Here is a 13,002-nt window from a genome sequence, read left to right as displayed (position 1 = left end):
GATAAGCGTCAACTTATTTGGACACTACATTTCCGCCAAACCCCGATTTTCGCATTCAGATTCGTAAACGGGTGAAAAGCCATGTCACATCGGGACAGGCCGGCCATATTGACAGTCGGAATGCAAAGGATTGCGCGGCGTCCCTCGCGCCGGCCCCCGCAGGTGCCCGCGCGCGAGGTTCGCCATGCCTTTGCCATGCCCCGCGCATGCCGCTGTCGTCGGCGCGTCTTCACGCTGTCGTGCGGTGGTCTTTCGCGGTTGGGAATGCCCCTTCGGGCCGCGCGTCCTACTCGCCGTCGCCGGCGAGGTTGCCGAGGCCGTAGCGGTGGAGCTTGGAATAGAGGCTCTGGCGCGAAAGCCCGAGGATCTCGGCGGCCGAGGCGCGGTTGTCCGAGGTGTAGCTCAGTGCCGCCTCGATGCACAGCCGCTCGATCAGGTCGGTGCTCTCGCGCACGATGTCCTTGAGGCTCATGCGGCCGACAAGTTCGGTGAGCTGCTCGACCGAGCGCGGCAGGTCCTGCGCGCCGGGCGGCAGATCGCGCAGCCGGCGGCCGATCGGGCGGATCACGAAGGCATAGTAGCCATCCTCGCCCGAGGTGCGGACCGCCGACAATTCAATCGGTTCGCCGTCGACATCGTGGCCGACCCGCAGCACGGTGGCGACATTGCGCGCCGCGCCGTGCTGGTCGATCTGGCCCTCGATCAGGTCGAGATCGATGCCCGGCCGGCCGATCGATTCCGACAGGTGCCGGCCGCGCAGCTGGTCGACGCTGGCGGCCTGGAGCATCTCGACGAAGGCGGCGTTGGCGGTGACGATCTCGAGGTTGCTGTCGGCGACCACGAAGGCGTCGGGCATCTGGTCGACGAGCGCCAGAACGGGGGAAAACTCGCCCGTGGGCCGATCGCTCGCGGGCACCAGCCGCACCAGCAGGAACTGGCCGCGGTCCTGGGTGAAGCCGTTGACGCTGGCCATCACCTCGCGCTGCCCGCGGGCGATGCGGATGCGCCCCGGGCTGACCGTGTCCGACACCAGCGCGGCGCCGACCAGCGCCTGCACCGCATCGTGCGAGTTCTTGTCGATGAAGGTCAGCAGCTTCTTGCCCGGCAGCCCGGCGGGACGTGCGCCCACCAGCGTGTGGGCGGCCGGATTGGCCTCGCGGATCCGGAGCGTGCCGGCCTCGACGATCAGCACCGGCTCGGTCGAACGCTCGAACAGCATGCGGTAACGCGCCTCGAGCTGGCGCATCCGCAGGTAGTCGCGTTCGAGCGACTGCTGGACCTGGAGCAGGCGCTGCTGGAGCTTGCCCGCCTCGCGCAGGTCACGGCCGAAGGCGATGCGGTGCTCGCCGCGATTGACGCTGAGCACGGCATAGCGGATCGGCACGTCGCCATCGCGCGAGGGATGGTTGACCTGCCGCCAGTGCTGCACCTCGCCGCGCCGGGCGGCGGCGAGCATCTCCATGATCTTCGGGCGGGATTCGTCGGTGACGGTCTCGATCCAGTTGGTCCCGACCATGGTCGTGAAGCTCGGGAACTCGCGCGGGTCGAAGGCCGCATCGAGGATCGTGCCGGTGTCGTCGAGAACGAGGGTGACGTCGCCCGCCACCATCGCCAGCTTCATCGCCGCATCGGCATCGAGCGTGTTGAACAGCTCCGCCGCCTTCCCGAAAGGGTGCTTGCCTTCGATCGAGTGCTTGCGGGTGAGCATGTCCGTTCTCGAACCTACCGGAGGTTCAGATCACGGGCAGCAGCAGTCTTCACCAGCGCATTCGCGAGTTCGAGCGCGGCGAGCGCATCCGCGCCCGTGCCGTCTGCCCCCACTTCCATCGCCATTCCGGGATTCTCGTTGATCATTCGTCCGCCGACCAGCACGATGATGTGAGGATTGGCGGACACGTTGCGCACCGCCTTGATGAGATTGCTCAGCGCGGCGCTAGGACAATCGCGGGCGAGCGTCAATCCTACGAGGTCGAAGGGCTGGTGGGCGAGCCGGTCGAGCAGCTCGCGCCGCTCGGGCTTGACCAGCGCCTCGCTGCGCCAGCCGCCGCGGGCGAAGACCTCCTCGATCATCAGCGTGCCGAAGTTGTGGTGATCGCCCGGCATCGGCGAGAACAGCGCGCAACGGGGCGTGGCAAGGCCGGCCAGATCGACCGGCGCCCGCGCGGCGACTTCGCGCATGACTTCCTGCAGACGCCACAAACCCATTGTCACGTCTAGGAAATCGCACTCGTCATTGTCCCACATCTCGCCGAGACGGCGGGCGGCGGGGGCGAGCAGATCGAGGCAGATGGTCTCGACACTGGCGCCCTTGGCGATGAAGGCGTCGACCTCCTCCAGAAGGGCCGCGGCCTCGAGCCGGAGCGGCAGGACGGCAAAGCGCGAAGCCTCGTCAGGGGTGATGGTGCGCAGCAGACGGGAGCGCTTGCGGTTCTCCCCGGAAGAATGCGCCATCAGCAGGCGCGGGATGATCTCGCTTTCGATGATGGTGTTGACCGAGTCGGGCTGGTCCGCCGGTCCGGAAGATCGTCGTCTGACTCGTTCCAGCGGCGCCGCAATCACCCCCCGCAGCACCGCCGATCCTGCGCCGAACATGCCCGAAGCCTTGGACTCTCCCATTCGTCAGACCCTCCCCAGGTCGTGCGGACGAACCTTCCGCAGGAGGTAGTGACCGCTTCCGCAAGAAACGGCCTTGGCCCTGATCCCGAAAAGCCAGCGACTCCGGTTTACGCCTTTTTCGCCTGGCACGCAAACGACCTTACCCGTGTTGGATTAGTCGTCAAGAAAACTGAACGTCCAATTCAATTGACACTTATGTTGGAAAGCGTAATGTTCCGAGTCTGAGAGAAAAGGCTGACGCGACAAATGACTCGGATGGATCAGGCATCCCCGGTCGAACCCGGAACCACGGTGAAGGGGGCGGGCCACGAGAGGGGCAGTTCCCGCGCACTTTACACCGCGGAAGAGCGGGCGCGGCGGGACGCTTCGGTCTGGACGGTCGTGCAGGGCGTGCTCGCCCCGGTGCAGTTTCTCGTATTCCTGGTCAGCCTCGGCCTCGTGATCCGCACGCTCGCGACAGGCGAAGGCGTCTTTGCCGCCGATGTCTCGATCGTGATCAAGACGCTGGTGCTCTACACCATCATGATCACCGGCTCGATCTGGGAGAAGGTCGTGTTCGGGAAGTGGCTCTTCGCCGAGTCGTTCTTCTGGGAAGACGTCTTCTCCATGCTCGTGCTGGCGCTGCACACGCTTTACCTGGCGATGCTGCTGGGCGGGCTGGGAACGCTGGAACAGCGGATGCTGGTCGCGCTCGCGGGCTACGGCGCCTACGTGATCAACGCCGGGCAGTTCCTGTGGAAGCTGCGCATGGCGCGTCTGGAAGGCGCACCCGCGCGCCAGGCGGTGGCCGCATGAATGCGCTCGACCTCCTCGATGGCTGCGCGGCCGAGCAGGCCCGCCCCGCCGCCGAAGCCCAGCGCCCCGTCCTGCGCGAACGCGGCCAGCGGGAGGTGTTCTGCGGGCTGACCGGCATCATCTGGCTCCACCGCAAGATGCAGGACGCCTTCTTCCTCGTGGTCGGCTCGCGCACCTGCGCCCACCTGCTCCAGAGCGCCGCGGGTGTGATGATCTTCGCCGAGCCGCGCTTTGCCACCGCGATCATGGAAGAGCGGGACCTTGCCGGCATGGTCGATGCCCAGGACGAGCTCGACCGGGTCGTAAACCGCCTGCTCGAACGCCGTCCCGACATCCGCACGCTGTTCCTCGTCGGGTCGTGCCCCTCGGAGGTGATCAAGCTCGATCTCGCCAAGGCCGCGCAGCGGCTCGGCGCGGTGCACATGCCGCGGGTGCGGATTCTCAACTATTCCGGCAGCGGCATCGAGACGACCTTCACGCAAGGCGAGGACGCCTGCCTCGCCGCGCTGGTGCCGGTCATGCCCGCGCTTCCCGCCGATGCGCCTGCGGAGCTGCTGATCGTCGGCAGCCTGCCCGACATCGTCGAGGACCAGTTCCTGCGTCTCTTCGCCCAACTCGGCATCGACAGCGTCGGGGTGCTTCCGGCACGCAATGCGCGCGATCTGCCGGCCGTCGGGCCGAACACGCGCTACCTGCTGGCCCAGCCCTTCCTCGGCGAGACCGCGATGGCGCTGGAAGGTCGCGGAGCGACGCGGATCGAGGCTCTCTTTCCTTTCGGCGCGGAGGGCACCTCCGACTGGCTTCGCGCCGCGGCCCGGGCCTTCGGGATCGACGCCGCGCACGCGGAACAGGTCATCGCGGCACCCCGCGCACGGGCCGAACGGGCGCTCGCCAACCTGCGTCCCCAGCTCGAGGGCAAGCGCATCACCTTCCTGCCGGATTCGCAGCTCGAAGTGCCGCTCGCGCGCTTCCTCCAGGACGAACTCGGCATGGAGCTGGTCGAGGTAGGCACGCCCTACCTCCACCGCGCCCACCTCGCGCGCGAACTGGAAAGCTTCGGCGCGCATGTGCGCCTCAGCGAAGGCCAGCATGTCGAGCGCCAGCTTGACCGCGTGCGCGCCGACCGGCCCGACATCACCGTCTGCGGCCTCGGCCTCGCCAACCCGCTCGAGATGGAGGGGCTCACCACCAAGTGGGCGATCGAACTCGTCTTCTCGCCGATCCACGGCTTCGATCAGGCCGCCGATCTCGCCGAACTCTTCGCCCGGCCGCTACGGCGCCGCGATCTGCTGGAGGTCTAGACCATGCAGCTCGCCGTCTGGACCTACGAAGGACCGCCCCACGTGGGAGCCATGCGGGTCGCGACGGCGATGGAGAAGCTGCACTACGTCCTCCACGCGCCCCAGGGCGATACCTATGCGGACCTGCTCTTCACGATGATCGAGCGGCGCGGCAAGCGCCCGCCGGTCACCTACACCACCTTCGAGGCGCGCGATCTCGGCAAGGACACCGCGCAGATCTTCCAGGATGCCGCGCGCGAGGCGGTCGCCCGCTTCAACCCCCAGGCGATCATCGTCGGCGCGTCCTGCACCGCCGAGCTGATCCAGGACGACCCCGCCGGCCTTGCCGAGGCGATGGGCCTGCCCTGCCCCGCGATCGCGCTCGAGCTCCCCAGCTACCAGCGCAAGGAGAACTGGGGGGCGGCCGAGACCTTCTACCAGATCGTGCGCACCCTCGCCGACAAGTCGGTGACACGCGAACCCCGTGAGGGCCGTCCCGCGCGCGCCAACATTCTGGGGCCGACGGCGCTCGGCTTCCGGCACCGCGACGATCTGGTCGAGATCCGCAAAATTCTCGGCGCACTCGGTGTCGAGGTGAACCTCGTCGCCCCGCTGGGCGCCACCCCGGAGGACATCAGAAACATCGGCGCCGCCGACTTCAACATCGTCCTCTACCCCGAAATCGCAGATGAGGCCTCACGCTGGCTCGAGCGCACTTTCGCTCAACCCTGTGTGCGGACCGTCCCTATCGGCGTGGGAGCGACCCGCTCCTTCATCGCCGACGTCGCCGAGCTGGCAGGTGCAGATCCCACGCCTGCCCTCGGCGACACCTCTTCCCGGATGCCCTGGTGGTCCCGGTCGGTCGATTCGACCTACCTGACCGGCAAGCGCGTCTTCATCTTCGGCGACGCCACCCACGCCGCCGCCGCCGCCCGCATCGCCCGCGAGGAGCTCGGCTTCGAGGTCTGCGGCCTCGGCTGCTACAACCGCGAATTCGCCCGCGAAATCCGCGCCGAGGCCGCGCGTTGCGGGGTCGAGCCGCTGATCACCGACGATCACCTCGCGGTCGAGGACGCGATCGCGGCGGCGTGCCCCGAACTGGTGCTCGGCACGCAGATGGAGCGGCACATCGCCAAGCGCCTCGGCCTGCCCTGCGCGGTGATCTCCGCGCCGGTGCACGTGCAGGACTTCCCCGCGCGCCACTCGCCCCAGATGGGCTTCGAGGGCGCCAACGTGATCTTCGACACCTGGGTCCACCCGCTGGTGATGGGGCTGGAGGAGCACCTGCTCACGATGTTCCGCGAGGATTTCGAGTTCTCCGACGAAGCGGGCGCATCGCACCACGCCGCGCATTCCCCGCGCAAGGCGCCGGTGGCTGATGCGGTTTCCGAAGGCCCGGTCGAGGATATCCCCTCCCCCGCCGCGGCGGAGGAAGGCGGCACGCTCTGGACCGCCGAGGCCGAGCGGGAACTGAAGAAGATCCCCTTCTTCGTGCGCGGCAAGGCCCGGCGCAACACCGAGAACTTCGCCGCTGCCGAAGGGCGCCGCCAGATCGACCTCGAAACCCTCTACGACGCCAAGGCGCATTATGCACGGTAGTGTCGCCTCGGCCTCCACGGTGGACCCGCGGGCACCCGTCAGGGTGGTGATCGTCACGCTCGACAATCACCTCAAGGGCGCGGTCGACCGGGCCGAGGAGGCGCTGGCGAAGGAAGGCATCGACCTCTCGCTCCACGCCGCCAGCGAATGGGGCAGCAACGCCGAGGATCTCGAGGCGGTCAAGTGCGCGATCGCCTCGGCCGACATCGTCATCGCGACGATGCTGTTCCTCGACGATCACATCCGCATGATCCTCCCCAGCCTCGAGGCGCGGCGCGAGGAATGCGACGCGATGGTCTGCCTGATGAGCGCGGGCGAGGTGGTGCGGCTCACCAAGATGGGCGGCTACCGGATGGATGCGCCGGCCAAGGGGCCGCTGGCGCTGCTCAAGAAGCTGCGCGGCTCCTCGGGCAAGGACGGCAAGCCCAATTCGGGCGCGGGGCAGATGAAGATGCTGCGCCGCCTGCCCAAGATCCTGCGCTTCATCCCCGGCACCGCGCAGGACGTGCGCGCCTATTTCCTGACGCTGCAATACTGGCTCGCGGGCTCCGACGAGAACGTGGTGGCGATGGTCCGCGCGCTGATCGACCGCTATGCCGCGGGCGAGCGGCTCTATCGTCGCGGCATCACCAAGGCCGATGCGCCGCTCGAATATCCCGAGACCGGGGTCTACCACCCCGCCACCCAGCAACGCATTTCCGAAAGCCTGCGTCTGCTGCCGGGTGCGCCGGGACGCGAAGGCACGGTCGGGCTGATCCTGCTTCGCTCGTATCTTCTGGGCCGCGACTGCGCGCATTACGACGGCGCGATCGCCGCTTTCGAGGCCGCCGGGCTGAAGGTCATCCCGGTTTTCGCCAGCGGGCTCGACGCGCGTCCGGCGATCGAACAGTTCTTCATCGGTCCCGACGGGAAGCCCACGGTCGACGCCATCGTCAACCTCACGGGCTTCTCGCTGGTCGGCGGCCCGGCCTATTCCGACGCGCCGGCTGCGCGCGAGGTGCTGGGCCATCTCGACCTGCCCTATCTCGCCGCCCATGCGATCGAGTTCCAGTCGATCGAGGACTGGGCGCACCGCCCGCAGGGCCTGCTTCCGCTCGAGGCGACGATGATGGTCGCCCTGCCCGAGCTCGACGGCTCGACTGTCCCGCACGTGTTCGGCGGTCGCGCGGGGCAATCGGGCGAAGGCTGTTCGGGCTGCGACCGTCGCTGCGCTCGCCCGGCCTCGCACAAGGCGCGGCCGATGCAGGCCTGCCCCGAACGCGCCGAGGCGCTGGCCGCTAAGACGCTGAAGCTGATCCGGCTGCGCCGTGCCGAGCGCGCCGCGCGCAAGCTCGCGATCGTCGTGTTCAACTTCCCGCCCAATGCCGGGGCGACCGGCACGGCGGCCTTCATGGCGGTGCACGAGAGCCTCTACGCGACCCTCCAGCGCCTGAAGGCCGAGGGCTACAGCGTCGAGGTGCCGGAAAGCCTCGATGCGATGCGCGACGCGTTGCTCAAGGGCAATTCGGACCGCTTCGGCACCGACGCCAATGTCGCCCACCGCATCCCCGCCGACGATCATGTCCGGCGCGAGCCGCACCTCGCCGAGATCGAGGCCGCCTGGGGCCCCGCGCCGGGCAAGCAGCTGTCGGACGGCGGCCATATTCTCATCCAGGGCGCGCAGTTCGGCAACGTCTTCGTCGGCGTCCAGCCCGGCTTCGGCTACGAAGGCGATCCGATGCGCCTGCTGTTCGAGGGCGGCTTCGCCCCGACCCACGCCTTCAGCGCCTTCTACCGCTGGATCCGCGAGGATTTCGGCGCCCACGCCATCCTCCATTTCGGCACCCACGGCGCGCTCGAGTTCATGCCGGGCAAGCAGGCCGGGATGTCGGGCAAGTGCTGGCCCGATCGCCTGATCAGCGACACGCCCAATTTCTACCTCTACGCCGCCAACAACCCTTCGGAAGGGATGCTGGCCAAGCGCCGCTCGGGCGCGACGCTGATCAGCTACCTCACGCCGCCGCTGGCGCAGGCGGGCCTCTACAAGGGCCTGTCGGAGCTGAAGGCGAGCGTCGAGCGCTGGCGGGCGACCATCGACGATGCCGACCACGCCGAGGAACGCGCCGATCTCGCCGCGCTGATCGCCGACCAGTGCGAGGCGCTCGACATCGTCTATGCCGACATCGGCGAGCTGCCCGCCCGCCTCTACGAGATGGAGCAGGCGCTGATCCCGCACGGGCTCCATGTGTTCGGCCGCAACCCTGCGGGTGCCGAGCGCGAGGATATGCTCGATGCGATGATGGAAGCGGGCAGCCATGACGGGCCGACGCCCGATCGCGCGCGGCTCGCGGCACTGCTCGATTGCTCCGACGAGATGGGCTCGCTGATCCATGCGCTCGACGGCGGCTATGTCCCGCCCGCGCCCGGCGGCGACGTGGTGGTGAACCCCGACGTGCTCCCCACGGGGCGCAACATCCACGGCTTCGACCCATTCCTGCTGCCCTCCGCCTTCGCCTGCCGCATGGGCAGCGAACAGGCCGAACGCCTGATCGCGCGTCATGTCGAAAGCGGCCAGCCCTTCCCCGAAAGCATCGCGATGGTGCTGTGGGGCACGGACAACATGAAGTCCGAAGGGGTCCAGATCGCCCAGGCCATGACGCTGATGGGCGCGCGCCCGCGCCGCGACACCTATGGCCGGCTTGCGGGTGCGGAGCTGATCCCGCTCGAGGAACTCGGCCGCCCGCGGATCGACGTGGTGATGACCCTCTCCGGCATCTTCCGCGACCTCCTGCCGATGCAGACCCGGATGCTCGCCGAAGCCGCGCTGCTCGCCAGCGCCGCCGAGGACGAGCCGCTGGAGGCGAACTTCATCCGCAAGCACACGCTGGCGCAAATGGACAAGCACGGCTGCGATCTCGAAACCGCGGCCCTGCGCGTCTTCTCCAATGCCGAAGGGGCCTACGGCGCCAACGTCAACCAGATGATCGAGGGCGGCGTCTGGGCCGATCCCGATGAACTCGCCAACGCCTTCGAGGTCAACAAGGGCTTTGCCTATGGCGTCTCGGGCAAGCCGGTGCAGCAGCGCGAACTGCTCCAGAGCGCGCTCGGCACGGTCGATTTCACCTACCAGAACCTCGAGAGCATCGAACTCGGGATCAACGATGTCGACCAGTATGTCGATGGCCTCGGCGGCGTGACCCGCTCGGTCGCGCGGGCCAAGGGGGCGGAGACCCCGGTCTACATCCTCGATGCGACCCGCGGCTCCACCAAGGTGCGCACGCTCGCCGAACAGATCGACCTCGAGGCGCGCACCCGCACACTCAACCCCAAGTGGTTCGAAGGTCTGCTCGAACATGGGTACGAGGGCGTTCGCCAGATCGAGGGGCACGTGACCAGCACCCTCGGCTGGTCGGCGACAACCGGACAGGTCGCGCCCTGGGTCTACCAGAAGATTTCCGAGACCTTCGTGCTCGATGCCGAAATGCGCCGCCGTTTGTCCGAGCTCAACCCCAAGAGCGCGGGCCGCGTGGCAGGACGGCTGCTCGAAGCCTGCGACCGCAACCTGTGGGCACCCGACGAAGCGACGCTCGCCGCCCTGCGCGAAGCCAATGACGAGCTGGAGGACCGCCTCGAAGGCGTGTTCCCGGCCGAATGACCTGAGGGATGAGGACCAAATGAACCTGCACAACCCCCGCTCGACCTTCTCGCCGCCCGACGGCGAAGGCTCCGTCCAGGTCGCACTGGACCCGGCTGACAAGATCAAGGGCGCCAAGGTCTTTGCGGTCTACGGCAAGGGCGGGATCGGCAAGTCGACCACCTCCTCGAACCTCTCGGCCGCCTTCTCGAAGCTCGGCCACCGCGTGCTCCAGATCGGCTGCGATCCCAAGCACGACAGCACCTTCACCCTCACCAAGAAGCTGATGCCGACGGTGATCGACGTGCTCGAGACGGTCGAGTTCCACTCGGAAGAGCTGCGGCCCGAGGACTACATGTTCGAAGGCTACAACGGCGTGATGTGCGTCGAGGCGGGCGGGCCGCCGGCGGGCACAGGCTGCGGCGGCTACGTGGTCGGGCAGACGGTCAAGCTGCTGAAGCAGCACCATCTGCTCGAAGAGACCGACGTCGTAATCTTCGACGTGCTGGGCGATGTCGTGTGCGGCGGCTTTGCCGCGCCGTTGCAGCACGCCGAGCGCGCGATCGTGGTGGCGGCGAACGATTTCGACTCGATCTTCGCCATGAACCGCATCGTCGCGGCGATCGGGGCGAAGTCGAAGAACTACGACGTGCGCCTCGCCGGCGTGGTCGCCAACCGCAGCCGCGAGACCGACGAGATCGACCGCTTCTGCGACAAGATCGGGATGCAGCGCCTCGCCCATTTCCGCGATGTCGACGCGATCCGCCGCTCGCGCCTCAAGAAGTGCACCCTGTTCGAGATGGGCGACGATCCGGAAGTGATCGCCGCGCAGAACGAATACCTGCGCCTTGCACAGCTTCTCTGGGACGGTGTCGAGCCCTCGGCGGCGCAGCCGATGAAGGACCGCGACATCTTCGACTTCCTGGGGTTCGAGTGATGGCGACGCGGCTCCCCACCGATTACGATACCCGCCGCGAGGCGCTGGCGACCTATTTCGACAGCACCGCGCGCCAGGCGTGGATCGACCTCACCTCGGACGCCAAGGTCTCCGGCATCCGCGCCACCGTGCGCGCCGGGCGCGATGCCATGCGGGCGACCCTGCTCGACTGGCTCCCGGCGGACCTAAGGCGCACCCGTATCCTCGATGCCGGCTGCGGCACCGGATCGCTGGCGGTGGCGGCCGCCTGCCGGGGCGCGGAAGTGACGGGGATCGACGTGGCGGCGGGCCTTGTCGAGGTGGCGCGCCAGCGCACGCCCTCGTTCATCGGCCACGGGCGCATCCACTGGAAGAGCGGCGACATGCTCGATCCCGACTTGGGCAGCTTCGCCCATGTCGTGGCGATGGATTCGCTGATCCACTACCAGCCCGAGGACCTCGTCGACGCGCTCGCCCGGCTGGCGCAGCGCACCACCGGGAGCATCCTCTTCACCTTCGCGCCGCGCACCACGCTGCTCGCCGCGATGCACAATATCGGCAAGGTCTTTCCCAAGTCCGACCGCAGCCCGGCGATCGTGCCGGTGGCCGAAGACGAGCTGCGCGAGCGCCTTGCGCGCCTCGGCGGCTGGAGCATCGGCCGTACCCAGCGCATCAGCAGCGGGTTCTACACTTCGCAGGCGCTCGAACTGGTGAGGCACGGATGAACCGTCCCGCGCGCCCGAAACAGCCGCACTGGACGGAACTGGTGTTCCGCCTGCTGCCGTTTGCGGACGCGGCCAGCGCCGACCTGCCCCTGCCGCGCCTGCTGCGCCTTGCGCTGTTCCAGGTGAGCGTGGGGATGGCGATGGTGCTGCTCAACGGCACCCTCAACCGCGTGATGGTGGTCGAGCTCGGCACGCCGACCTGGCTGGTCGCGCTGCTGATCGCCGTGCCCCTGTTTGCCGCGCCATTCCGGGCGCTGGTCGGCCACAAGTCCGACACACACCGCTCGGTGCTCGGCTGGCGGCGGGTGCCCTATATCTGGTTCGGCACGATGCTGCAGTTCGGCGGGCTGGCGATCATGCCCTTCGCGCTGCTGCTGCTCGACGTGGAGGGCCGCTTCGAGCTGGGCCTCGTCGCCGGGGCTGCCGCCTTCCTGCTGACGGGCACGGGCTTTCACGTGACCCAGACCGCCGGCCTCGCGCTGGCGACCGACCTTGCGCCCGAAGACAAGCGCCCGCGCGCCGTGGCGCTGCTCTACGTGATGCTGCTGGTGGGGATGATGTTCTCCGCCTTCGTGATCGGCGGGATCCTCGCCGACTATTCGGCGACCAAGCTGGTGCAGGTGATTCAGGGCTGCGCGCTGCTGACGATGGTGCTCAACCTGACGGCGCTGTGGAAGCAGGAGGCGCGCAACCCCGCCGCCACCGCGCCCGACCGCGAGACGCCGAGCTTCGGGCAGATCTGGCAGGCCTTCGTGAGCGACGGACGCAACGCGCGGCTGCTGACCGCGATCGGCATCGGGGCTGCCGGCTTTGCCATGCAGGACGCGCTGCTCGAGCCTTACGGCGGCGAAATCCTTGGCCTGTCGGTCGGGGCGACCACGGGACTGACCGGCGCCTGGGCGCTGGGTTCGCTGTGCGGCTTCATGCTCTCGGGCCGCGCGCTGGCGCGCGGGTGGGATCCGCTGCGGCTGGCGGGCGCGGGCCTGGTGATCGGGATCAACGCCTTCCTGCTGGTGCTCTTTGCCGGCCCCTTTGCCGCGCCGCTGATGCTCTATGCCGGCGCGCTGGGGATCGGCGTGGGGCTCGGCCTGTTCTCGGTCGGAACGCTGATGGAGGCGATGAGCCTCGCGCGCGGCGAGACCGCGGGTCTGGCGCTCGGTGCCTGGGGCGCGGTGCAGGCCACCTGTGCCGGGCTCGGCATCGCCGTCGGCGGCCTGTTGCGCGACGGGGTGGCCCTGCTGCTCCAGAGCGATGCGCCCACGGCCAGCATGGCGATGCGCGCCACCGGCTATGGCACCGTCTACATTCTCGAGATCGCGCTGCTGCTGATCGGCCTTGCCGCCATCGGCCCGCTGGTGGGTCACCAGCGCCGCGCCAACCCCGATGCCGAAGACCCGTCCGCCCAGCCATTCGGGCTGATGGAGTTCCCGACATGATTGCCCGTGCCCGCCTGTCCCG

General features: G+C 68.4%; 9 protein-coding genes. 7 read left to right on the top strand and 2 right to left on the bottom strand.

Going from position 1 to position 13,002, the window contains the following annotated elements; genetic code table 11:
• Positions 1-286 precede the first annotated feature (286 nt).
• On the bottom strand, positions 287-1,708 hold the full coding sequence (ppsR, locus tag ACMX37_RS04030; protein ID WP_483147627.1) for a transcriptional regulator PpsR: 1,422 nt from the start codon (positions 1,706-1,708) through the stop codon (positions 287-289).
• A gap of 14 nt (positions 1,709-1,722) precedes the next feature.
• Entirely contained in the window at positions 1,723-2,616 is an 894-nt protein-coding gene (locus ACMX37_RS04025) for a cobalamin B12-binding domain-containing protein (protein WP_483147626.1), read from the bottom strand.
• 255 nt (positions 2,617-2,871) lie between these two features.
• Here ACMX37_RS04025 and bchF point away from each other — a divergent pair, with 255 nt between their 5' ends.
• Genes bchF through ACMX37_RS03990 form a run of 7 tightly spaced genes read left to right on the top strand, consistent with a single transcriptional unit; the run spans position 2,872 to position 12,980 of the window.
• Positions 2,872-3,411, top strand: coding sequence for a 2-vinyl bacteriochlorophyllide hydratase (bchF, locus tag ACMX37_RS04020; RefSeq protein ID WP_483147625.1), 540 nt, complete (start codon positions 2,872-2,874; stop codon positions 3,409-3,411).
• A complete protein-coding gene (locus ACMX37_RS04015; protein WP_483147624.1) occupies positions 3,408-4,712 on the top strand; it encodes a ferredoxin:protochlorophyllide reductase (ATP-dependent) subunit N in 1,305 nt (434 codons plus the stop codon). The genes bchF and ACMX37_RS04015 overlap by 4 nt, the downstream gene beginning before the upstream one ends.
• Before the next feature lie 3 nt (positions 4,713-4,715).
• The gene (gene bchB, locus ACMX37_RS04010; RefSeq protein WP_483147623.1) at positions 4,716-6,290 is read left to right on the top strand and encodes a ferredoxin:protochlorophyllide reductase (ATP-dependent) subunit B; all 1,575 of its coding nucleotides are present in this window, start codon (positions 4,716-4,718) and stop codon (positions 6,288-6,290) included.
• Positions 6,280-9,924 carry a magnesium chelatase subunit H gene (locus ACMX37_RS04005; protein WP_483147622.1) on the top strand — a complete coding sequence of 1,215 codons (3,645 nt, stop codon included), beginning with the start codon at positions 6,280-6,282 and terminating at the stop codon, positions 9,922-9,924. The genes bchB and ACMX37_RS04005 overlap by 11 nt, the downstream gene beginning before the upstream one ends.
• A gap of 19 nt (positions 9,925-9,943) precedes the next feature.
• Positions 9,944-10,840, top strand: a complete 897-nt coding sequence (bchL, locus tag ACMX37_RS04000) for a ferredoxin:protochlorophyllide reductase (ATP-dependent) iron-sulfur ATP-binding protein (RefSeq protein ID WP_088915103.1) — start codon at positions 9,944-9,946, stop codon at positions 10,838-10,840.
• Positions 10,840-11,544, top strand: a complete 705-nt coding sequence (bchM, locus tag ACMX37_RS03995; protein ID WP_483147621.1) for a magnesium protoporphyrin IX methyltransferase — start codon at positions 10,840-10,842, stop codon at positions 11,542-11,544. Before bchL ends, bchM begins: the two co-directional genes overlap by 1 nt.
• Positions 11,541-12,980 (top strand): BCD family MFS transporter, encoded by a 1,440-nt coding sequence (locus ACMX37_RS03990; protein WP_088915105.1) that lies wholly within the window; start codon positions 11,541-11,543, stop codon positions 12,978-12,980. Before bchM ends, ACMX37_RS03990 begins: the two co-directional genes overlap by 4 nt.
• Positions 12,981-13,002 lie beyond the last annotated feature (22 nt).

The sequence above is a fragment of the Porphyrobacter sp. THAI-01a genome (genome assembly GCF_056868655.1).
This window is presented reverse-complemented; position numbering and strand designations above follow the sequence as displayed.